The sequence below is a fragment of the Streptomyces sp. NPDC046203 genome, assembly GCF_040646255.1.
GTDB lineage: Bacteria > Actinomycetota > Actinomycetes > Streptomycetales > Streptomycetaceae > Streptomyces.
The window spans coordinates 20,744-42,650 of record NZ_JBEYZX010000026.1 but is presented as its reverse complement, the minus strand read 5'-3'; the positions used below and the strand labels follow the sequence as shown (position 1 = coordinate 42,650).

At 71.7% G+C, this 21,907-nt stretch carries 16 protein-coding genes; 11 read left to right on the top strand and 5 right to left on the bottom strand.

Annotated features, from left to right (window positions below):
- Positions 1-26 precede the first annotated feature (26 nt).
- Together ABZ990_RS19520 and ABZ990_RS19515 are read right to left on the bottom strand one after the other, a co-directional pair.
- On the bottom strand, positions 27-650 hold the full coding sequence (locus tag ABZ990_RS19520; protein WP_361232671.1) for a histidine phosphatase family protein: 624 nt from the start codon (positions 648-650) through the stop codon (positions 27-29).
- Positions 651-756: 106 nt separating this feature from the next.
- Positions 757-1,329 (bottom strand): hypothetical protein, encoded by a 573-nt coding sequence (locus tag ABZ990_RS19515; RefSeq protein WP_361232668.1) that lies wholly within the window; start codon positions 1,327-1,329, stop codon positions 757-759.
- 228 nt (positions 1,330-1,557) lie between these two features.
- Between ABZ990_RS19515 and helR the strand changes: the two genes are divergently transcribed.
- Positions 1,558-3,753 carry an RNA polymerase recycling motor ATPase HelR gene (gene helR / locus ABZ990_RS19510; protein WP_361232666.1) on the top strand — a complete coding sequence of 732 codons (2,196 nt, stop codon included), beginning with the start codon at positions 1,558-1,560 and terminating at the stop codon, positions 3,751-3,753.
- 293 nt (positions 3,754-4,046) lie between these two features.
- The gene (locus tag ABZ990_RS19505; RefSeq protein WP_361232663.1) at positions 4,047-5,039 is read left to right on the top strand and encodes a DUF4157 domain-containing protein; all 993 of its coding nucleotides are present in this window, start codon (positions 4,047-4,049) and stop codon (positions 5,037-5,039) included.
- Positions 5,040-5,054: 15 nt separating this feature from the next.
- Here the strand turns inward: ABZ990_RS19505 and ABZ990_RS19500 are convergent, their stop codons facing one another.
- Positions 5,055-6,419, bottom strand: coding sequence for a hypothetical protein (locus ABZ990_RS19500; protein WP_361232661.1), 1,365 nt, complete (start codon positions 6,417-6,419; stop codon positions 5,055-5,057).
- 277 nt (positions 6,420-6,696) lie between these two features.
- Here ABZ990_RS19500 and ABZ990_RS19495 point away from each other — a divergent pair, with 277 nt between their 5' ends.
- From ABZ990_RS19495 to ABZ990_RS19480, 4 genes are all read left to right on the top strand, one after another.
- Entirely contained in the window at positions 6,697-7,326 is a 630-nt protein-coding gene (locus ABZ990_RS19495) for a response regulator transcription factor (protein ID WP_361232658.1), read from the top strand.
- A gap of 276 nt (positions 7,327-7,602) precedes the next feature.
- Positions 7,603-9,594: an HYR domain-containing protein gene (locus ABZ990_RS19490; RefSeq protein WP_361232655.1), complete on the top strand. Its 1,992-nt coding sequence runs from the start codon at positions 7,603-7,605 to the stop codon at positions 9,592-9,594.
- Between the two features lie 7 nt (positions 9,595-9,601).
- Entirely contained in the window at positions 9,602-10,291 is a 690-nt protein-coding gene (locus ABZ990_RS19485) for a DUF4255 domain-containing protein (protein WP_361232652.1), read from the top strand.
- Positions 10,292-10,320: 29 nt separating this feature from the next.
- Positions 10,321-12,315 carry an AAA family ATPase gene (locus tag ABZ990_RS19480; protein ID WP_361232792.1) on the top strand — a complete coding sequence of 665 codons (1,995 nt, stop codon included), beginning with the start codon at positions 10,321-10,323 and terminating at the stop codon, positions 12,313-12,315.
- On the opposite strand, the gene ABZ990_RS19475 is transcribed toward ABZ990_RS19480, so the two are convergent.
- Both ABZ990_RS19475 and ABZ990_RS19470 read right to left on the bottom strand, forming a co-directional pair.
- Positions 12,316-12,996: a hypothetical protein gene (locus tag ABZ990_RS19475; RefSeq protein WP_361232649.1), complete on the bottom strand. Its 681-nt coding sequence runs from the start codon at positions 12,994-12,996 to the stop codon at positions 12,316-12,318.
- A 3-nt stretch (positions 12,997-12,999) separates the two neighbouring features.
- Positions 13,000-17,010, bottom strand: a complete 4,011-nt coding sequence (locus tag ABZ990_RS19470) for a hypothetical protein (RefSeq protein ID WP_361232646.1) — start codon at positions 17,008-17,010, stop codon at positions 13,000-13,002.
- A 400-nt stretch (positions 17,011-17,410) separates the two neighbouring features.
- Here ABZ990_RS19470 and ABZ990_RS19465 point away from each other — a divergent pair, with 400 nt between their 5' ends.
- The 5 genes from ABZ990_RS19465 to ABZ990_RS19445 are packed head-to-tail and all read left to right on the top strand — an operon-like array spanning position 17,411 to position 21,876.
- Positions 17,411-18,988 carry a phage tail sheath subtilisin-like domain-containing protein gene (locus ABZ990_RS19465; RefSeq protein WP_361232643.1) on the top strand — a complete coding sequence of 526 codons (1,578 nt, stop codon included), beginning with the start codon at positions 17,411-17,413 and terminating at the stop codon, positions 18,986-18,988.
- A gap of 10 nt (positions 18,989-18,998) precedes the next feature.
- Positions 18,999-19,442, top strand: a complete 444-nt coding sequence (locus ABZ990_RS19460) for a phage tail protein (RefSeq protein WP_361232641.1) — start codon at positions 18,999-19,001, stop codon at positions 19,440-19,442.
- Positions 19,442-19,990: a hypothetical protein gene (locus ABZ990_RS19455; protein WP_361232638.1), complete on the top strand. Its 549-nt coding sequence runs from the start codon at positions 19,442-19,444 to the stop codon at positions 19,988-19,990. Before ABZ990_RS19460 ends, ABZ990_RS19455 begins: the two co-directional genes overlap by 1 nt.
- The gene (locus tag ABZ990_RS19450) at positions 19,987-20,130 is read left to right on the top strand and encodes a DUF6760 family protein (RefSeq protein WP_361232635.1); all 144 of its coding nucleotides are present in this window, start codon (positions 19,987-19,989) and stop codon (positions 20,128-20,130) included. Before ABZ990_RS19455 ends, ABZ990_RS19450 begins: the two co-directional genes overlap by 4 nt.
- 18 nt (positions 20,131-20,148) lie before the next feature.
- Positions 20,149-21,876: a hypothetical protein gene (locus ABZ990_RS19445; RefSeq protein ID WP_361232632.1), complete on the top strand. Its 1,728-nt coding sequence runs from the start codon at positions 20,149-20,151 to the stop codon at positions 21,874-21,876.
- Positions 21,877-21,907 lie beyond the last annotated feature (31 nt).

The window sequence follows — 21,907 nt, the reverse complement described above, 5'->3', positions numbered from 1 at the left end:
TTCGGATCTCGCCGGGCGCTCGCGGGTCAGACGTGGAGTTCCGGCGGGAATCCCGTCCAGCGCAGCTCGGCGGGGAGATGGCCTGAGTCGTTGAAGAGCAGGACCGAGGAGGGCCGGCCGGGCGCGTAACGGATCACGGTCAGGGCCGCGTTGGCGTGGTCGACCCCCATCCAGCGCCAGCGCGGGGCGTCGAGCGCGGCCCGGACGAGCCAGCCGACGAGGAAGTTGTGGGTGACGACCAGTTCATGGCGCGGCTCGTCTCCGGCGACGGGCCCCGTGAACGCGGCGAGCGCCGCCGCCGCGAGCCCGGGTCCCCGCTCCTTCTCCTCGGCCGGGACCCGCGCCAGAAAGGCCAGCAGGGCGTCGGCCGCTTCCGGCGGCAGCTCTGCCCGCGCCGGTGTGTACGGGACGTAGTCCCCGGCCACCTCGGAACGGCGCAGAGGTACGCCGTCGAGCTGCTCGCCGACCAGCCGTGCGGTCTGCTCGGCGCGGGCGAGCGGCCCGTGGTGGACCGCCGCCAGCGGGACCCCGCGCAGCCGCTCCCCGAGCAGGACGGCCTGCCGGCGGCCCGCCTCCGTCAGTCCGCTCTCGTCCGGCGTCGCCTCGGCGTGCCGGGCGAGATAGAGGTAGCGGGCGGCCGTACGGGGCATGGGCGGATCCTTCGGCGGCGTCGGTCGTGGGGACGCACGGAGGGACGCGGGCTCGGGAGGGACGGTTCCGCTGGAGTGGGAGGGACGGGGGTTCCGCCGGCCCTCGTCAGGCAGGTGCCGGGGCGGTGGGTGCCGGGCCGGTGGGCGCCTCCCCAGCCGGCTCCTCCCCGGCGGGCGCCTCCCCGGCGGGAACAGGAGGCCGGTGGACGAGCCGGCGGGCTTCGGCGACGACGGCGGCGTCGAGCTCCGCCGGCGCGGCATCGCCGTACTCGATCCAGCCGTAGCGGTCGTTCAGCTCGGCGAGCCGACGGGCCAGGGGCAGCCCATGACCGCAGAGCCGGTGGACGCGAAACGCCAGTTCATCGGGGCTGAACTCGCCGGCGAGCATCCGGGTGGCCAGGGCCCGTACGGCGGCTTCCCGCCCGGAGAGACTGTCCCTGGGGTGGAAGGCGAGACCCAGTTCCTCCAGTGCCGGGGGAAGCAGGTCCGGGACGTCGTAGTCGGCTTCGCCACGGGTACAGGCGGCGAGGGCACGCAGGGCGGGACTGTCGAGTCCGGCGACGAGCGCGTCGCAGGCGGCGTCGACGAGGTCGCCGGAGCGGATCTCGCCGATGCTCCACAGGACGGCACGGTCCTGGAGGGTGTCCGCCGCAGAGGCGGTCGATACGGCCGGGGTCATCCGGCCATGATCCGGGGACCGGGGGGCCTGGGCCAGGCGTTTTCCACGCCGCCCTCGTCCGTCCCCGGGAAGCTCTGGGGAAGTACCCGGGCAAACGAAAGGCGAGCAGGTGCCCTCACCTCTCGCCGTGCTCAACGTATAGCATGAGGGGGGCCTTGCCGCAAGGCCCCCCTCGTCCCGCAGAATCGCACGCCGAGGCCCGACCTGCGGATCACGGGAGTTTCCCCCTTGCCTGTCACCACTTCCTTCGCCCTGTCCGACCAGCTGTCCCCCAAGGCCGACCCGGCGCTGATCGGCGACGACGAGCGTCATTTCACGGCCCTCGCGTCCTGTCTGGACGAGAGCGTCGCCGAGGTGTCCGACCGCCTCGACCTGCTGCGCAAGGCGCCCGGCGGGGCCGGGCGGGAGGCCCTGGAGCGCGACCAGGAGATCCACCGGCTGACCGCGCGGCTGCGTACGCTGCACCGTTTCGGGCTGGATCTGTGCCTGGGCCGGATGGTTCCCGCCGACGGTTCCGGCACGGTGTACGTCGGGCGGATCGGGCTCACCGACAGCACCGGGCGGCGGCTGCTGCTCGACTGGCGCGCCCCGGCCGCCGAGCCGTTCTTCGCGGCGACCCACGCCCGGCCGATGGGGCTGGCCAGCCGCCGCCGGTACCGCTGGAGCGGCGGCCTGGTCGGCGACTACTGGGACGAGGTGTTCACCGCCGACGGGCTCGACGGGCACGCGGCGCTCGACGACCAGTCCGCGTTCATCGCGAGCCTCGGCGGCAATCGCTCGGAGCGGATGCGGGACGTGCTCGCCACCATCCAGGCCGATCAGGACGCGATCATCCGGGCCGGTTCGCGCGGTGCGCTGGTGGTGGACGGCGGCCCCGGCACGGGCAAGACCGTCGTCGCCCTGCACCGCTCGGCGTACCTCCTGCACGCCGATCCGCGGCTCGGGCAGCGGCGCGGCGGTGTGCTGTTCGTCGGCCCGCACCAGCCGTATCTGGCGTACGTCTCCGATGTCCTGCCCGGTCTCGGCGAGGACGGGGTGCGCACCTGCACGGTGCGGGACCTCGTCGCCGAGGGCGCGGTGGCGGTGCCCGAGTCCGACCCGGAGGTGGCCCGGCTGAAGGCGTCGCCGGAGCTGGTGCGCGGCATCGAGAAGGCCGTCCGCTTCTACGAGGAGCCGCCGGGCGAGGACATGACGGTCACCACCCCGTGGGGCGCGGTGACGCTGGCGGCCTGGGACTGGGCCGAGGCGTTCGACGCCCCCGATCCCGGCACGCCGCACAACGAGGCCCGGGGCCGGATCTGGGACGAGCTGGTCGCGATCCTGCGGGACAAGCTGGACGCCCGCGCCGCCGACCGCCCGTACGACGGCTCCGAGGACGGCGAGGACGAGGCCGAGGGCGGCGTTCCGGAGGCTCTGCTGCGGCGGGCGCTGCTGCATGACAGGGCGCTGGTCGGCACGTTCGACCGGGCCTGGCCGCTGCTGGAGGCCGCCGATCTGGTCGGCGATCTGTGGTCGGTGCCCGCCTATCTGCGGCTGTGCGCGCCCTGGCTCGCCCCGGAGGAGGTCCGTGCGCTCCAGCGCACAGACCCGCAGGCGTGGACGGTGTCCGACCTGCCGTTCCTCGACGCGGCCCGGCAGCGGCTCGGCGACCCCAAGGCGTCGCGGCGGCAGCGGCTGCGCGAGGCGGAGGCCGCGGCCGAACGCGCCCGGGTGGCGCGGGTCATCGACGAGATCGTGCGGGCCGACCCCGACGGCGAGGGTGCGGTGACCATGCTGCACGGCCGGGACCTCCAGGAGAGCCTGATCGACCAGGCGGCCCTCACGAGCGACCGACTGCGGCCGCTGGACGGGCCGTTCGGACACATCGTGGTGGACGAGGCACAGGAACTCACCGACGCGGAGTGGCAGATGCTGATGCGGCGCTGCCCGTCCCGCAGCTTCACCATCGTCGGCGACCGCGCCCAGGCCCGGCAGGGTTTCACGGAGTCGTGGCGGGAGCGGCTGGAGCGGCTCGGCTTCGACCGGATCGAGCAGACGTCGCTGAGCATCAACTACCGCACTCCGGAAGAGGTGATGGCCGAGGCCGAGCCGGTCATCCGGGCCGCGCTGCCGGACGCGAACGTGCCGGCGTCGGTGCGCGCCTCGGGCATTCCTGTGCTCCGCGGTCCGGTGGCGGACCTGGAGTCGGTCCTCGACGGCTGGCTGGCCGAGCATGCCGAGGGGGTCGCCTGTGTCATCGGCGCTCCGGAATTCCGTGAGCGGCCCCGGGTCCGGTCGCTGAGCCCGAGGCTGGCCAAGGGACTGGAGTTCGATCTGGTCGTCCTGGTCGAGCCGGAGCGGTTCGGCACGGGGGTCGCGGGCGCGGTGGACCGCTATGTGGCGATGACCCGGGCCACCCGGCAGCTGGTGATCCTGGCCTCCTGACGCCCTGGCGTCCTCACGCCCTGACGTCCTGGCCTCCTGCCGCCCCGACCCGTCGGCCGGGGGAATGCCCGGGCGGGGCCGGACCGGACCGGACGGGAACGTCCGGTCCGGAGGCGTACAGGCCGGGGCGCCTCCCGCCGCACCCCGCCCCGGCCTGCCCGAACGGGCAGCGCTTCGTGCACCCGGCGGTCGGGGGCCGGGCTGGACGGGGCACCGGCCGGGTGGCCAGGCTGGGGTGCGGGGTGGCCGCGCAGCCGCCCGGAGTGCCGTCCGTCACCCTCGGGGAGCCGACGATGAGCGCGTACGACCAGGACCACCCGCACGACCACGATCACGAGCACCACGATCACGAGCACGAGCAGTACGACCACGGGCAGCACGGCCACGACCCGGGCCACGGCCTCCAGGCCGAGCGGGAGCGCGACGCCGGCCGGGGGCCGGACGGGGACCTCGACACCGGCGGCACCCGCGACGACGGGCCCAGGACCGCCCGGCTCTTCGAGGCCGCCGCAGCGGGCCGTACGGATGTCGTCGGGGCGTCCGGCCTCGGCGTACTCCAGCGTGCCGCGGGCAACGGGGCGGTCGGCGCCCTGGTGCAGCGCAGCCGTGCCACCGCCGCGGAGGAGACCGAGGGCGCCGAAGGCGCCGAGCCGGCCGGAACGCGGGGCGCGCGGTCGCCCGTGCACGACGTGCTGGCCTCGGGCGGCGGACGGCCGCTCGACGCGGACACCCGGGGGGACATGGAGGCGCGGATGGGCGCCGACTTCTCCGACGTACGGATCCACACCGACGCGGCGGCCGACGCGTCCGCCAAGGGCATCGGGGCGCACGCGTACACGGTCGGCAGCGATGTGGTGTTCCAGCGGGACGCGTACGATCCGGCGTCGCCGCAGGGGCGGACGACGCTGGCGCACGAGCTGACCCATGTGATCCAGCAGCGCGACGGGCCGGTCGACGGCACCGAGGCGCCGGGCGGGATCCGGGTGAGCGATCCATCGGACCGCTTCGAGCAGGAGGCCGTCGCCAACGCGGAGCGGGTGACGGCCGATCCGGCCCCCGTACAGGATTCCGCCGCCGTACCGGATTCCGCCGCCGCGCCCGATCAGGGTGCGGCGGCTTCCGGCCCCGCGCCGGTGTCCGCCGCCCCCGCCGTCCCCGCCGTCCCCGCCGTCCAGCGGGCGGCGACGGAGGACGAGGACGAGCAACCGGCCGATGTGCAGGGTTCGTTCGTTCAGCGGGCGGCGGAAGGCGGTGCCGAGGACGAGGAGGAGGCGCCGCCCTCGTGAACCGCCCCCGGAAGGTCAGGGCTTGACGTCCTGCATCGTGCCGCCGACGAACAGGGACTCGGAACAGCGGTCGGGCGCGGGGGCGTTGACCGGTCGGCCCACCTTGCGGCAGTCGACGGTCATGGTCACCCGGCCGCCGGCGGGCACCATGATCGGGGTGACGAAGTGGTAGTCGGAGTCACGGAAGTTCTCCAGGGCGAGGCTGAGGACACGGGCGCCGCGGTTGACGGTGACGACGACGGTTCCGGCGTCGCCCTGCGGGTTCTGGACCACGATGTCGGTCAGCTGGAAGGTCTTCCCGGCGGGCACGGTGAGCGCCGTGTCGCTGCTCGCCCCACCGCCGACGCCGTCCTTGACCTGTACCTCGGCGTTGGTCGGCGCGGGCGCCGGGAGCGCCCCGGCGGCGCCGGCGGAGGCGGAGGGCTTCGCCCCCGGGCCCGCCGACGCTCCGCCGCCGCCCGCGCCCCCGGTCTGCCCCGCGCCGCCCGTAGCGCCCGCAGCGCCCGCGCCGCCGGTCTGCCCCGTGCTCTGTCCGCCGCTCTGTCCGCCGTTCTTGCCGGGCTGGGGCGTGGCGGCGGAGGCGATGGCCTCCGGGGTGATGGCCTCGCGGGCGGCGGACTTCACGGCGGGGCGCAGCAGCCCGTACCAGAGGCCGACGAGCGCGAGGGCGAGGACGCAGGCGAGGATCAGGGCCCGGGGCAGCCAGCGCGGCAGGATCGCTTCCTGCTGGTAGGAGCCGTCGAGGAGGACCGGGGCGGGCGGTTCCTCGCCTTCAGGCGCGGGTGCCTGGACAACCGCCTGGAAGGTGTGGGTGACCGGGGTGCCGCGCCACAGGAGCCGGCCGGGCCTGACGCGCAGTCCGGCGAACGCGGCGCGGCCCGGCTCGACGCTCAGTTCGGGGCGGTCGAAGACGATCCGGGTGCGTTCGCTGCCGGAGCGGGCGGTAAGGCCCACGGTGAGCGGGGCGTTGCCCCGGTTGTCGACCGCGATCTTGTGGGCACCGCGGCGTACACCGTGCGAGCCGCGCGGCACCAGTTCGGCGGTGATCTCGGTGAACGGCGCGACCGTCACCCGGCCTTCGGGAACGACGGGTTCGGCGTGGTCGCTGGTGGGGACGACGCGGACGCCGAAGGGGAACTCCCCGGCGGGCACGGTCGAGTCGCGGGGCGGGCGGAAGGCGACGGAGACGGTCCCGCTGTCGCCGGGGTAGAGGGAGAGGGTCGCCGGTTCGACTATGGTCCAGGCGGCAGCGGCCCCGGCCACCTCGAAGCGGTATTCCTCCACGGTGGAGCCGGAGTTGCGGAGTTGGAGGGGCAGGCGCGTCTCTTCGCCTGGTACGGCGGTGACGGAGGTCGCGTCGAGGCTGGCCGTAAGACTCATGGGCGCACCGTAGGATCCGGGCCGCTCCACGGCATCGCCAGAGAAGGAACACATTCGGGCAGATTCGGTGCCCGAAACCGCGAGTGGCGTTTGCTGCGGATGGGGCAGGGCATCTCCAGACCGCCGAACGACGCAGGAGACCGGCGTTGTCGACGACTTCCACTGTTCTGAACGCCGGCGGCCGTGACGGGTTTGCCTGCCCGGTGTCGCATTCCGACCCGATGTGACACCCCATCAGCATGCGCGCGGCGGTCGCCTCCACCGGGGGAGCACGAGCATGGAACGAACGGCTGTGGCGCTGCGGGCCCAGGACCCCATCTCGCAGGCCGGAGTGACGAGTCAGCTGCGGGCCCGCCCGGAGATCGCGGTCACCGAATGGAGCGAGACGGCCGATCCGGCGCCCGAGGTCGTCGTCCTCGTCGTGGACACGGTCGACGAGGAGGTGCTGCGGCTGCTGCGGCACATCCGGCGGACCAGCTCGACGAGGGCCGTCCTGGTGACGACCGACATCGACGAGCAGCGGCTGGTGAGCGCGGCGGAGTGCGGGGTGGCCGGGGTGATCCGGCGCGCGGAGGCGACGCCGGAACATCTGGTGCAGGTGATCCGCACGGTCGCGAAGGGCGCCGGGCATCTGCCCTCCGACTTGGTGGGACGGCTCCTGGAGGAGGTCGGGCGGCTCCAGGGCCAGGTCCTCGGGCCGCACGGGCTGCACTTCACCGGTCTCGCGGCGCGCGAGGTGGACGTGCTGCGGCTGGTGGCGGAGGGCTACGACACGGCGGACATCGCGGCGAAGCTGTCGTACTCGGAGCGCACGATCAAGAACGTGCTGCACGCGGTCATCACCCGGCTGCAGTTGCGCAATCGCTCGCACGCGGTGGCGTACGCGATGCGGCAGGGGTTGATCTGACGGGGTTACGGGCGGCACGGGCGGCGCCACCGCTGTCGCCGCTGCTCCCGTTGCCGTCACTACTTCGGCCACTTCGGCCACTTCTTCAAGGAGCCGTGTGCGGCTGCCCGTTGGGGCACCCGACCCTTCCCCCGTGGAGGACTCGCCGTACGGGACGGTCCCGGCCGGGTACGGGATCCTCGGGCCGAAGACCGTCTGGGGCGAGGGGGTTGTTCCGTGCGTTGGTTCCAGTCGCCGGCCGGCGGGTCCAGGGGGTCCAGGGGGGCCAAGGGGCCGGTGCGGACCGCCCTCGCCGCCCTGCTGCTGCTCGCCGCGGGCACGATACCGGCGAGCACGCCCGCGACGGCACTGTCGGTGGCGGAGCCGGAACCGCCGGTCACACCGGCCAGCGTGAGCCGGGCGCTTGACCCGGGAGAGTCCCTCGCCGTCGACAAGCGGGTCCTGACCCCCGCGGTGCCGCCGCGGCCCGAGGTGGTGCTCCTCGTGGACGGGACGCGGAGCATGAACGAGGTCATCACGGACGTACGCCAGGGGCTGCCCGACATCATCGGCAAGGTGCGTTCGGCGCAGCCGGACGCCCGGTTCGCGGTGGCGACCTTCGGCGACCAGGAGGTCGACCCGGGAGCGGGCTTCAAGGTCACCGCGCCGCTCACCCAGGACGACACCCTGCTGCGCACGGGGGTGAACGCGCTCGACATCAAACTCGGCAACGGCAGCATGGGTCCGTCGGAGGACTGGATCAACGGCCTGTGGCAGATCGCGAACGGGGCCGGCGGGCAGACCGTCTTCCGTGAGGGGTCCAGCCCCGTCGTCGTCCTCGTCAGCGACGCCTCCAGCCACAACCCCAGCCTCGACCACAGCATCGGCGACACCATCAACGCGCTCCGGGACAAGAACGCGCGCGTCGTCGGTGTCGATGTGGCCACCACGATCGGCGACGGTCTGGACGGCACCGGGTACGCGGGCGACCCCGACCAGATCGAGGATCCGCGGACCGATCCCGGACAGGCCACCCGGATCATCGAGGCCACCGGCGGCACCATGCTCTCCTCGATCGATCCGAGCGGGGTGGCGGAGGCGATCGTCGAAGGGCTCGGCAATCTGCCCACCCGGGTCGGCTACCGGATGGACGACTGCGACCCGGGTCTCTCGGTGACCCTCGACCCGCCCACCCGCGATGTGACCAGCGGACAGACCGCCGCCTTCGCCGAGACCGTCGCCGTCGCACCGGACGCGCCGCAGGGCGCCACTCTGACGTGCACGGTGCAGTTCCTGCTCGGGACCCGCGCCCCCGACACGCCGGGCGTCTCGGCGACGGCGGCCGACGACCCCGCGTACCGGCAGCGGATCGCGATCACCGTCAACGACGTCTCCGCTCCGGTCGTCACCGTCGACGACCGCACGGCGCGCGGGACCGACGCGTCGGGGGCCCGGGTCTCCTACACGGCGACGGCCGTGGACGCCCAGGACGGCCCGCTGACACCCTCGTGCACGCCCGCGTCCGGCTCGCTCTTCCCGGTCGGCACGACCACGGTGACGTGCGAGGCGACCGACGCGGCGGGCAACACCGGCCGGGACACGGCCGTGTTCACGGTGCTGCCGCCGCCGGTGCCGCCCTCCGCCGACGTGGCCGTGTCCGTCACGATCTCCCCGTCCCGTACGTACACGGGCCGCGAGGTCACCGCCCGCTACACGCTCACCAACGCCGGCCCTGACCCCGCGCGCGCCGTCCTCACTGCGGCCTCCTGGCCGGGGCCGGCGGACTCCGCGCGCCGGACCCTGTCCCGGACCGGCCGGTGCACCGCCGCCGCGCCGTGTCTGATCCCGCCGGGCGGCCGGGTGGTCGTGACGCAGACGGCCACGTACCGGGCGGCGACGGCGGGCACGGTACGGGTCTCCGTACACGGCCTGCCCACCGACCCCGATCCGGGTGACAACACCGCGACCGCGTCGCTGCGGGTGCTCCAGCCCCGCCTGGAGGTCACCCCCCGGGTCGTACGGCCGGGCGAGCCCGTGATCGTGCGGGGCATCGACTTCCCGCCGGGCGAACGCGTGCGCCTCACCTGGTCGGTGGGCCTGACCGCGGACAGCGCCCCTCTGTCGGCGGGCCGGGACGGCCGTTTCGAGTCGCAGGTCCTCGTCCTGCGCAAGGACCGGCTGGGACCGCGCGACCTGCGCGCCGAGGTGCGGGGGCTGAAGCGGCTCGCCAAGCCCGTACTCGTCGTCCAACGCGCTTTGCAGCCACCGGACTTCGCGGGACGGGGGTGACGGGCGCGTGATCCACGAGGTGGACGACGTCCTGCGGGCCCTGATCCGCGCCGAGGTGCTGGAGGGCGCGCAGGTGGCGGTGGTCTTCGACGCGCCGACGCGCGAGTGGGCGGCGAAGGTCAACGCGCCGACGGTGAACCTGTACTTGTACGACATTCGCGAGGACATGCGGCGGCGCGAGCGCGGACTGCACAACGAGTACGACGAGCGGGGCGTGATCGTGGCCCGGCGCCGGCCGCCGCGCTACTTCAAACTCTCGTATCTGATCACCGCCTGGACCAAGCGCCCGGAGGACGAACACCGGCTGCTCTCCTCACTCCTGGCGTGTCTGCTCCGCTTCGAGGCGCTGCCGCCGGCGCGGCTCACGGGCACCCTCGCGGAGATCGGCACGGCCGTACCGATGTCGATCGCGCTGCCGCCGCCGGAGGACCGGTCGTTCGCCGATGTATGGAGCGCGCTGGGTGGGGAGTTGAAGCCGTCGCTCGACCTGGTGGTGAGCGTGCCGGTGACGGCGTCGCCGAGGTATGTGGTCGGGCCGCCGGTGGGCGAGGAGGGGCTCGGGGTGCGCTTCGGGGAGTTCGGCGGGGCGGAGGGGACGGGGCGGACGGGCTCGGCGGGTGGGGACGCCAGGTCCGGCAGGCCGGGCACGGAAGGCCCGGCTGGTGGGGCAGGCTCGTCCGGTGGGGCAGGCGCGTGACGGACGAACTACTTTCTCTGGCACGGGAGATGGAGGTGCGGGTCCGGCGGGCGGTGGACGCGCGCCGGGAGGTGGATCCGGATCCGGACGACGCCTTCCGCGGCCTGTACCTGACGGACGAGGCGGTGGACCGACTGCTGGACGGGCACCGCACCTTCCCCGGCGTCCACCCGCTTGCCGCACCTGGACCGGAGTCCCGACTCGGTTCACTGGTACGGGAGTTCTCGCTTTCGGCCCTGGACGTGGAGATCCTGCTGGTCGCGCTGCTGCCGGATTTGGACGACCGGTTCGAGGCGTTCTACGGCTACCTCAACGACGACGTGACCCGGCGCCGGCCGACGATCGGGCTGGCGCTCGGACTGTGCGGGGTGCCGCACGCGGACCGCGAGTCCCGGGCGCGGCTGGGCGAGCGGGCACCGCTGCGCGCGGGCGGCCTGCTGCTGGTGGAGGACCGCGAACGGCCTTTCCTGGGGCGGGCGCTCCGGGTCCCGGACCGGGTCACCGCGTTCCTGCTGCGCGACGACGCCCCGGACGCGCGGCTGGCGGACGTACGGGCGCCGTGGGAGGCCGTACGAGGGGTGGGCGACCCGGCGCCGCTGGCCCGGCTGCTCGCCGACGAGACGACGGGCCTGGTGTACCTGCGGGAGGAGCAGGGGGGCGCGGGCACGGCGCTGGCCGCGGCGGCACTGGAGGCGGCGGGGCGGGCGGTCCTCGGTGTCGACCTGACGCGGCTCGCGGAGGACCCGGCGCCGGCGGAGGCGGTGCGGTGCCTGGTGCGGGAGGCGCGGCTGACGGGCGCGGGGCTGGTGTGCGCGCCGGTCGACGCGGTGGCGCGGGAGCGGGCGGGCCTGCTGCGGATGGTCACGGACGTGCCGGTCCCGGTGGCGCTGGTGGGCCGGGTGCCGTGGGACGCGGCGTGGTCGGGCCGGCCGCCGCTGCTGGTCCGGGCGCCCCGGGTGGGCCCGGAGGCGCGGGCGGAGTCGTGGCGGGCGAGCGCGGGTGTGCCCGTCGACCTGGACCTCCCTTCCCTGCTCTCCCCGTTCCTGCTCACCCCGGAACAGATCGTGCGGTCGGCGCGGGCGGCGGTGCAGTCGGCGCGGCTGGAGTCCGGCCCGGTGACCGCCGAGCACGTCCGGCAGGGTGCCCGCGCCCAGAACGCGGCGGGGCTGGACCGGCTGGCCCGCCGTATCGAACCGGCCGTCGGCTGGGACGACTTGGTCCTCCCGCCGGACACCGCGGTCCAGCTCCGCGAGCTGACCGCCCGCGCCAGGCACCGCGACCATGTCCTCGGCGCCTGGTCGATGCGCCCGGGCGGCGGTCGGGGGCGGGGGGTCGCCGCTCTGTTCGCCGGTGACTCCGGTACGGGCAAGACGATGTCGGCGGAGGTCGTCGCGGCGGACCTGGGGCTCGATCTGTACACGGTCGACCTGGCGACGGTCATCGACAAGTACGTGGGCGAGACCGAGAAGAACCTGGAGCGGATCTTCTCGGAGGCGGCGGGGGTGAACGGCGTCCTTCTCTTCGACGAGGCGGACGCCATCTTCGGCAAGCGGTCCGACGTGAAGGACGCGCACGACCGCTACGCGAACGTCGAGTCGGCCTATCTGCTCCAGCGCATGGAGTCCTTCGACGGCCTCGCCATCCTGGCCACCAACCTCCGCGCCAACCTGGACGACGCCTTCACCCGCCGCCTCGACCTCGTCATCGACTTCCCGGTCCCGGACCCCGCCCAGCGCCGCCTACTGTGGGACCGGACACTGGGCCCCCACCTCCCCCGGGCGGCCGGCCTCGACCTGGACTTCTGCGCCGAGGCCTTCGAACTGTCCGGCGGCAACATCCGCTCGATCGCGGTGACGTCGGCTTACCTGGCGGCGGAGGCGGGCGGACCGCTGACGATGCCGATGCTCATCCACGCGGTGCAGCGGGAGTACCAGAAGCTGGGGCGGCTGACGCTGGCTTCGGAGTTCGGGCCTTACGCCAAGCTGCTGGCGCGAGACAGCGGCAGCCCCTTCACCCCTCTGTAGTCAGACCTGTGGCGGCCACAGACGGCCCTCGTCCTCGAACAGTGCTGCCACCTCGCCTGGAGAGCGTGCGATCAGGGATTCCAGCTCCTCAGGTTGGACGAATGGGTGATCCCCTTCCGGGTTCGCCGTCAACGCCAGCCCCGGGCGACTGAGCTGATAGCCCATACTGGACCGATAGTAGGAGAACGGGAGACCAATCGCATGCAATCTACGCGTGAGGCCGATTTCCATCTCACCCGAACTTTTCACATGAACACCACGAGCCCGCAGCTCGGGAAGAATCACCCGAACCGTCTCTTCACTCAGCGGATTCCCCGTCACATCAAGCTGCTCGAGATTCTCGATACCAGATACAGGACCGATCTCCTGGAGAAAATTCCGTCGCACCCCCAGCGTGTGCAGGGAAAATTTTCCGACGCCCTCCAGGCTCTCCAGCGAGCTGTCCTCGATTTCTAGAGATCCAAGCTTTTCAAAAAATGGAAGAGAAGAGACTGTCACAATCTCACACCCCACAAGGATGAGTGACCTCAACTCCGGGAGAATACTAAGACCCTGAAGATCTCTGACGTGCGCGACATGCAACACTTCAATCGTGGACAGCAGACCCTCGTTCCATCCGGAGGGGTCTCCGATCCGTCGCGATACTGCCGATTCGATGGCGGAGTCAAGCAATTTCTTCACCTTTCAGGATCCGACACTGCGCGAGCCATTCCGAAAATCATTCAGGATAGTCCTGTAATTCTCTCGCTGCTGCTCCCCCAACTCCGCTACGGTCATTTCCTTTTTCTCCCCGCTGGGGAGATGGTAGAGGGCACCGATGGGGGATTCTTGAATCACCATCGGCAGACCGCTCACATCTCCGTCCCAGACGAGATCCGACAGCTTCCCCTGAAGCGCTGAAAGGAACCGTTCAGGCCCGGCATCCCTATTGGCGTTGAATATGGATCGAAGCTCGTCATGGAAGTCGCCAGTTCCGTTGGTGAGCGTGGACTTGTACTTCGTCTCCCCCTTCTTGTTCTTGTACGCCTCATAGAACGAACCGACATGCCCGCCAGGGTCCACCTTTCCGCCCCCGGGTCCGACAATCCTCCACAGGACCGTATTAGTGGACGACCGAAGAGTGTGATGCAGGTACACCCACTTGAGGCCTTCATCGAGATTGCCGCGGTTCTTTTCACCGATGGCCGCCTCGAGTACTTCTCTCAGGTAGTTCGTAGGGATCCATTCATGCTTCCCCGAATCAAGATCCCGGAAACGATCCTTGAGCCAGTTGACCGAATCGCTGTGAGTTCTCCATAATTCGTTGAACCGAGACCAATCGATCACCGGGCCGTCAGGGCTGGACCTATCACCCGATTCTCCGAACTCGACCATGTTGTGAAGAAAGGCGAGCAGCGGACGGAGGGTGCCTCGCCTTGATGCGAGAACGGCAGCCTTCAAGTCGGGATCCGGGTCGGTCTTCCCGTCCGGGAAGGGCTTGAACGCCCCGTAGAGATCGCCATCCCACAGGAAGTTCATCGCCTCCAGTCGGCCCCTTGCCTCCTGGTCTTGCCCTGACTTCTCCAGCCCCTTCGCACGCAGAACGTCGACCGCCCGCCCTTCACCAAGCGCTTTCAGAAGAGCTTCCCGGAACACGGATCCCTTGCTGAACACCTTCTCCTTGTAGGAGTTCCCTTTGCTCGGGAAATTCTGCTCCCCATCAAAATGGGCCTCGTACACGGCCTTGACGGTTTGCGGGTTCCTCAGATATTCACGCGCCGAACCCACCGTCTCCCTCAGAACGTCATCCTCATACAGCTTCGTCCTGTTGATCTGCCGAGAGAGCCAACGCGAATGCGAGGGTTCGATGATGAATCGATTTCCGTACAAGGGGAGATACCGCTTCACCATCTCGTGTCGAGGGTGAAGGGCTGGCGTAACCTCTGTTCTCTCGGGGTTGATTCGCCCCCGAACGGCCCACCGCTCTCCGTCCGGAACAGACACCAACTCTTTCAGTCGGTACCGTGTCCGGATCGCCGCCAGAACGGGGCGCAGAACTGCGGACGCCACTGGCTTGCCGGCATATTTGTCCATGGCTCGGACGGCTGCGGCCATCGCCTTTCCGAGGCGCTCATTCTTTGCTTCCAGGGAATCTGCCTCGCGCTCTCCATCCTTCCCACCCTTCTTCCCGTTCTTCCCGCTCTTCTCGCCCTTCTTTCCCTTGAGCTTCTGCCAGAGGGCTTTGCCCTTCTGGACGATGAAGCCCACGATCTTGTCGATGGCGCGGTTGACCGGGCGGGAGACCGTGTGGAAGACCGACTTGACCTTGTTCGCCAGGCTGCCGATGCCCAGCAGGGAGGCGAGGAAGCCGATGAGGAGGGGGATGCTCGCGGCGAGCGCCGTCTCGACCATCTTGGGGACGCCGGCCTGGCCGCCGTTCGCGATCTGGACGACCGCGTCCAGGACGGCGTTGACGAACTCCACGATCTGGGCGCCTTGGTTCACGATGAACGTGACGATGTCGATGATGCCCTTGACCGCGCGGACGAAGGCCGAGGCGGGGTTGAGGAGCGACAGGATCCAGGTGATGCCCGCGACGACCACCGTGGGGACCAGATACTCGGTCAGCTTCGACAGGATCGTGGACTTGAGGTCGCCCGCCTCCTCCTCGATCTCCTTGACCGCGCCCGCCGGGCCCTCCCGGGCCAGCTTCCCCGCTATGGGAACGGAGGATTCGACGGCGCTCAGCGCCTGTTCGGGGACTCCCTTGCGGGTGATGCGGACGCGGATGCTCTCCCAGGTCAGACCGAGGAGGGACGCGAGCATCCGGATGATGCCCTTGATGTCGAACTTCTGGGGGATGTCGAGGCCGGCCTGGGGCGCGGTGCCCAGGAGCCAGGAGACCAGGCCCTTCTTCAGGTGGTCGGCGACGTTGGTGATGAAGAGGTGCAGGCCGCCGCCGACCGCCTTGACCAGTTTGCCGAGGAAGCCGATCGGGTCCTTGATGATCTTCACGATCGCCGAGGCGGCCTTGGCCAGGATGCCGAGCAGCAGGTTCTTCAGCTCGTTGATCGTCTTGACGGCGCCTACGATCGCGTCCTTCGCCTTGGCCATGATGCCCTTGTTGGCCTCCTGGAGCTTCGTGATCTCCTCGTCGATTTTCTTGAGGGCGGCCGTATAAAAATTTGCCAAGTCCTGGACGAGTTGCTCCGACTTCTCGTCGATGGTGGCTTCCAGGTCCTCGAACTTCCCGGCGAAATCCTTCGCCGCTTCCTCGCCGTACTGCCGGAGATCGGCGGGGAGTTTGTCGACCTCCGCCTTCAGCTCCGTCCGCCCCTTGGCGATCCGTGCCTTGGCCTTGCCCAGCTCGACACCGATCAGGTCGGCGATGGACGAGATGACCGTCCGCATCCGGGCCACGTACAACTCGCGCGACTTCTGATAGAGCTGGTTGGCCTCCTCCGGCAGACCGGCGAACTTGTCCTTCAACCACCGGCCCTTGCCCCAGAACCCCGAATACCGCTTGTCCTTGTACGTCTTCATCCGGGCTTTCTGGTCCGCCATGAACGCGTCCCGGGCGCCCTTCTCCCCCTTCGCGAAGGCGACGTCGACCTTCTTGTCGAGGTCGCCGAGGATTTTCTCGACGTCTCGCTTCGTCGTGTCGAAGACGTTCTGGAGCTTCGCCGTGACGGCGGCCCGCCTCTTCTCGTCCTTCGACTTCGTCTCGCCCTTGCCCCCGTCGACGGACTTACCCGCCGCCGTACGGGTGGCGGCGAGCGCGCTGACCGCCTTGGTGCCCGAGGCCGCGGCGCCCGCCTTCGCTTCCGCGAGTTGCCGGTCCTCGGCCGCCCTGCCCTTGGCAGGGGCCTTCGCGGAGTCGGCCTCCGCCGTCTTCTTCTCCTTCAGGGCGTGGTCGAATGCCGGCTCGTTGCCCCTGGCCAGCTGCTCTTCGGTGACATCGGCGTCCGCCATCGCCTTGTCGTTGCCGGCCGGCCCCTGGGAGAAGTCGGTCACCGAGGCCGGCTGCTTGGCCGGGATCGCGTCGGCGGCCGACGGCGCGCCCGGGTTGCCCGGCGGGTGGTCCGGGGTCATCGGGGTGACCGGCTTGTCCTTGGCCGCCGAGGTGTCCGGCGCGGCCTTGGTCGCCGTGTCGATGTCTTTGGCGGACGCGTCCTTGCCGTCGGAGACCTTGCCGTCGACCTCGCCCTTGACCTTGTCGGCCTTGCCGGAGTCGGCGAACTTGTCGGCCTCGTCGAGGTTCTTCGGCGCCTGTGCCTCGATCGCCTTGTCGACGGCGGCGACGAACGCTTCCTTGTCGAACTCCCCCGGCTTCGCCGCGTTCATCTTCTCGGCGTTCGCGGCCTTCCCCTGCGCCTCCTTGTCGTCGGGGGGCGCGACCGCCGCGTCCTGCGCGGACTTCGACTCGGCGGCGGCCGGGGCATGTACGGACAGCCGGGTCTTCTTCGCCGCGACGTCCGCCTTCACCCGGCGGAATCCGGGGGCCTGGGCCGCGGACGTCTTCACCGGCGCCGTGTAGCGCTGGGCCACCAGGCGTGCCACCGCCGCGTTGCCGGCCGCGCCTTGCAGCCGCTGCACGGCGTGCGGTGCCAGTCCCCCCGTCCGTCCACGAGAATCCGCACCGCCCGACCGCTGCACGGCCCGGTCCGTGGCCCTGTCCATGGCCCGGCCCGCGGCCCGGTCCGGCGACTCCTTCATCCGTCGCCTCCCCGGAGCGGCAGCGAGCGAGAGCGGTGCACGAGAGCGTGAGGGGTGTGCAGGTGCGAGGGCGGTACGCCAAGGTGCGAGCGTCCGATGGTGCGGCGGTGCGCGGTACGGCGGTGCGCGGGCGGAGGTACGTACAGACGAACGTGCGCGGCGGAGATGGCCGTCGGCCGGGCCGTACGGCCAGCCTGCCCGGGCCCGCACCCCGTACCGAGGGAAACGGGGGCCGATCCGGACCCCGGCCGCGCTGCCCCATCGGGCAGCCCACGGTGCCCAGGGGGGCGGCCGATCATCCGTTCCCGGTGATCGGCACGGTGGCGAGAATGGCGCCGGTTCCCCGCTCGAGGAGTCTCGAAGAGTGACGTGACGTGACATCGAGGAGAGAGAGCACCACATGCCGTCGTATCTGTCCCCCGGCGTCTATGTCGAAGAGGTCGAGTCGGGCTCTCGCCCCATCGAGGGGGTGGGCACCTCCGTCGCCGCCTTCATCGGTTTCGCGCGGAAAGGGCCCTTCGACGAACCGACGCTGATCACCAACTGGAGCCAGTTCACGGCCCGGTTCGGCGACTTCGTCGAGGGGACGTATCTCGCCGCCGCGGTGTACGGCTTCTTCTCCAACGGCGGCGGGACCTGTTACGTCGTACGGGTCGACGACGGAACCGCTCCCCCGGACGGCGCGGGAGCGGAGCCGGAAGCGGGTGCGGGTGCGGGTGCGGGCCTGCCGGCAGCGGCCGAGCCCACCGCCATCGGCGCGTACTCCGTCGTCGCCCGGCCCGGCGTCACCGGCACGATCACCGTCGAGATCGCGGACGCCGAGGGCGACGACCCGCCGACCGACGCCTTCCGGGTGATCGTCCGGCGCGACGGCGAGCAGGTCGAGGAGTACGCGTCGGTCACGACCAAGCGGAGCAAGGAGAACGTCGCCACCCGCGTCAACGCCTCCTCCGCGCTGATCGAGATCACCGAGCCCGGCACCGGCGCCGCGCCCGCCCGCCCCGAGCCGCAGACCGTCACCCTGGCCGCGGCGGCGCCCGCGCCCGGCGGATCCGGGACGCCGGCCCTCGGCCCCGAGGTGTACGTCGGGAACGCGGACCGCCGGTCCGGCATCGGCGGCCTGGAGGCCGTCGAGGAGATCACCACGGTCGCCGTCCCGGACCTGATGAGCGCGTACGAGCGCGGGCTGCTCGATCTCGACGGCGTGATCGCGGTCCAGCAGGCCCTGATCACCCACTGCGAGCTGATGGGCGACCGGGTCGCCGTACTCGACCCGCCGCCCGGCCTCAGCCCGCAGGAGGTGGGCGACTGGCGTACGGACAGGGCGGGTTACGACTCGAAGTACGCGGCGCTCTACTACCCGTGGATCAGGGTCGCCGACCCGTCGTCCACCAGCCGGATCACCCTCGTGCCGCCCAGCGGTCACATCGCCGGGATATGGGCCCGCAACGACGACCAGCGCGGGGTGCACAAGGCGCCGGCGAACGAGGTGGTCCGGGGCGCGGTGGCGCTCGCGACCCAGCTGACCAAGGGCGAGCACGACCGGCTGAACCCGGCCGGGGTCAACTGCATCCGCGCCTTCCCGGGCCGGGGCATCCGGGTGTGGGGCGCGCGGACGCTCGCCTCGGATCCGGCCTGGCGCTACCTCAATGTCCGCCGGCTCTTCAATTACCTGGAGGAGTCGATTCTCGCGGGCACCCAGTGGGTGGTGTTCGAGCCGAACGACGACGCGTTGTGGGCACGGATCCGCCGCACCGTCGCCGCCTTCCTGGTCAACGAGTGGCGCAGGGGTGCGCTGTTCGGCCTCACGCCCGACGAGGCGTTCTACGTGAAGTGCGACCGCGAGACGAACCCTCCGGAGAGCGTCGACGGGGGCCAGGTGATCTGCGAGATCGGTGTCGCGCCGGTCCGGCCGGCCGAGTTCGTGGTCTTCCGCCTGTCACAGCTGACCAGCGGCACCGGTGCCGTGGACGAGTGAGGAGTCGACCGTGCCCCTGCCCAATCTCGACAGTTCCGTCGGACACTCCTTCGGCCTGGAGTTCGACAGCGTGCTCATCAAGCAGATCACCGAGGTCAGCGGTCTGAAGATGGAACAGGACGTCATCGAGCTCAAGCAGAACACCGCCGACGGCAAGTACGCCATCAAGAAGCTGCCCGGCCGGCCCAAGGCGGGCGAGGTGACGGTCAGCCGCGGTCTGACCGAGGACAACAGCTTCGAGCGGTGGGTCAAGGAATCGCGGTTCGGGCAGATGACGAGCGCCCGCCGCAACGGCGCCATCATCGTCTACGACTACGAGGGCCTGCCCATCAAACGCTACAAGCTCATCAACGCCTGGCCGAAGTCCCTGGAGATCGGCACCCTGAAGGCCGGTGACACCTCCGTGCTCACGGAGAAACTGGTGATCACCTACGAGAGCATGGAAGTCGACTGATGCGGCGTTCGGGGGCGGCCGTGCCGCGCCGGGCGGAGGGCTTCGACCCGGATGCGGCACCGGCGACGGCTGCGGGAACGGGTCCGGGGCCAGGGACGGGGGCGGGATTCGGTCCGGGGCTCGGTCCGGGGTCCGGTCCCGGCTTCGCTGCGGGTTCCGGCGCGGATCCCGGGGTGGGGCTGCGCACCGAATTCCCGTTCCGGCTGCCGCGCGGGTACGTGGACGAGCGGGGCGTCGTGCACCGCGACGGGGTGATGCGTCTCGCGACCGCCCGCGACGAGCTGGTGCCGCTGCGGGACGACCGGGTCCGGGAGAACCCCGCCTATCTGTCGGTGGTCCTCATCTCCCGGGTCGTCACCCGGATCGGCGGCGTCGACGACATCCATCCGGGGATCGTCGAGGACCTGTTCGCCTCGGACCTGGCCTTCCTCCAGGACTTCTACCGGCGCGTCAACGCCGAGGGCCACACCCGGGCCGCCGTCACCTGTCCGTCCTGCCAGGAGGAGTTCGCGGTGGATCTCGCCGGTGGCCGCCTGGGGGAATCGTGACGTACGCGGCCGACCGGCTCTACGAGGAAGTCGCGTACCTCGCCTATCACTTCCACTGGCCACTGGATCAGCTCCTCGACCTGGAGCACGCGGAACGGCTGAGGTTCGTCGCCCAGGCGACCCGCCTCGGCGGAGGATGACGGGGAGGGGCCGGAACGATGGGACTGCTGTCCTGGCTGCGCGGTACGAGGCCCGGCGCGGCGGCGCCGGAGTCGGCTCCCCGCTCCGGGCCCGCCCCCGAGCCGACGCCGGCGGCGACCCGCGAGGACCGGCTCGACCTGCCCGAACTCCCGCCGCTCCAGCGCGTCTTGGACACCCCGCCGCTTCTCACCGATCCGTCCGGCTTCGAGGGCGGGCTGTCGACCCGGCGGTCCACCGCCCTGACCTCGCCCCTCGGGCATCTGGTGAGCGCCGAGGCGCCGAGCGGGGTGGCCGGAGGCGTGACGGCACCGGTCCAGCGGTCGGTGGTCGACTTTCCGGTACGGGCGCTCCCGGCACCCGCGCTCCAGGAGACGGCGGGCGGGGCGGGGCCTGGCGAACGGGACGGCTTCGACGGCCCCGGTGCGATGGAGGGCCCGGTCGCCAGCCGTACCCTCACCGGGGCGGATCCCGTCACGACTGTCGTACGTCCGACCGGCCCACGCTCCTCGCCGTCACCCTCACCCTCACCCTCACCCTCGCCCTCGATGTCGCCGTCACCGTCGTCGTCGCCGTTCGAGGGAAACACCGCCGGAATTCCGGTCCAGCGCGAGACCGAGCTGCCCGCCGTCTCCGGCTCCGTACCGGATGAGCCCTCGGCGGCGGATCCGGCATCCGTGCCCGGTGATGTGCCGGACGGCGAACCCGCCTCTCCCGTAAGGCCGTTGGTCGGCGAGCGGACGCCGATGGAACTGCCCGGGGAAGCTCCGGCGTCGCCTCCGCCCGGCGTCCAGCGGTCCGCCGACCAGCCGGGGCCGTCGGTCTCGTCGGCCCCATCGGCCTCGTCGGTCCCCTCCCCCGCGCCGCGCCGTGCGCCCGGTCTCGGGGCGCCGCTGCCGGGGCTGCCGCCCACGGCCCAGCGGACGGCCTCGGCGTCCGCCCCACCTTCGTCGCCCCTTCCAACAGCGCGGGAAAGTACGACCGTTGCCGCACTCACCCCCGTACGCGAGGAGCCCGCTGCCCTCCCCGACGCGGCGCCCCCACTCCCGCCCGTGCCCGAGCCCGCACCGGAGCCGGTGGCGCCGCTGCTCGCCGACCGGCCGCTCCAGCTGCGTACCGTCACTGAAGAGCAGGCCGAGCGGACCGTGGCGCCCGCTCCCGCCGTCCAGGCCGTGCGCTGGGAGACCGCACCCGTGCAGCGCGCGACGCGGGCGCCCGTCCCGGCCACCGTCGCCGTACAGCGGCTGCGGCCCGGGGCCGAGCCGCCCGCCGCGCCGTCCGTCTCCCCGGCGCCCGGGGCCGCCGCGCCCCACGCGCCGCGTGATGCCGGGGACGTGGCGGTGGCCGCCGGGATCGCGCAGCGGATGGCCGACGGGAGCGTGGTGTTCTCGCCGCCCCCTCGGGCGGTGCCGTCCGTGCCGCCCGCCCCCGGGTTCTTCGTCCAACGGGAGACGGTCACCGAGGAGCCCCCGCCGCCCGATCCCGTACCCGAGCCCGCCGCCGGCGCCCCGGAACCGCCTCCCGAACCGACGCCCGAGCCCGAGCCGGCACCGGAGCCCGGTCCCGAGGCCACCGCGCCCCCGGGCTCTCCCGCCGCCGGCCCGCCCGGCTCCCCGGGAGCGCCCGGCACCCCGCCCGTCACCGACGAGTTCGTCCGCGCCCTCTATCCGCCGCTCGCCCGCCTCCTCAAGGCCGATCTGCGGCTCGACCGCGAACGCGCCGGCCGGCTTCTCGACACCCGCCCCTGAACCCCCACTCCTGACAGACCGCGCCCCTGAC

Excerpts from the sequence above, each read along its gene's own strand:
- ABZ990_RS19470 (WP_361232646.1), bottom strand. The coding sequence starts at position 17,010 with ATGAAGGAGTCGCCGGACCGGGCCGCGGGCCGGGCCATGGACAGGGCC.
- ABZ990_RS19500 (WP_361232661.1), bottom strand. The coding sequence starts at position 6,419 with ATGAGTCTTACGGCCAGCCTCGACGCGACCTCCGTCACCGCCGTACCA.
- ABZ990_RS19480 (WP_361232792.1), top strand. The coding sequence starts at position 10,321 with ATGGAGGTGCGGGTCCGGCGGGCGGTGGACGCGCGCCGGGAGGTGGAT.
- ABZ990_RS19495 (WP_361232658.1), top strand. The coding sequence starts at position 6,697 with ATGGAACGAACGGCTGTGGCGCTGCGGGCCCAGGACCCCATCTCGCAG.
- ABZ990_RS19445 (WP_361232632.1), top strand. The coding sequence starts at position 20,149 with ATGGGACTGCTGTCCTGGCTGCGCGGTACGAGGCCCGGCGCGGCGGCG.
- ABZ990_RS19520 (WP_361232671.1), bottom strand. The coding sequence starts at position 650 with ATGCCCCGTACGGCCGCCCGCTACCTCTATCTCGCCCGGCACGCCGAG.
- ABZ990_RS19465 (WP_361232643.1), top strand. The coding sequence starts at position 17,411 with ATGCCGTCGTATCTGTCCCCCGGCGTCTATGTCGAAGAGGTCGAGTCG.
- ABZ990_RS19455 (WP_361232638.1), top strand. The coding sequence starts at position 19,442 with ATGCGGCGTTCGGGGGCGGCCGTGCCGCGCCGGGCGGAGGGCTTCGAC.
- ABZ990_RS19505 (WP_361232663.1), top strand. The coding sequence starts at position 4,047 with ATGAGCGCGTACGACCAGGACCACCCGCACGACCACGATCACGAGCAC.
- ABZ990_RS19515 (WP_361232668.1), bottom strand. The coding sequence starts at position 1,329 with ATGACCCCGGCCGTATCGACCGCCTCTGCGGCGGACACCCTCCAGGAC.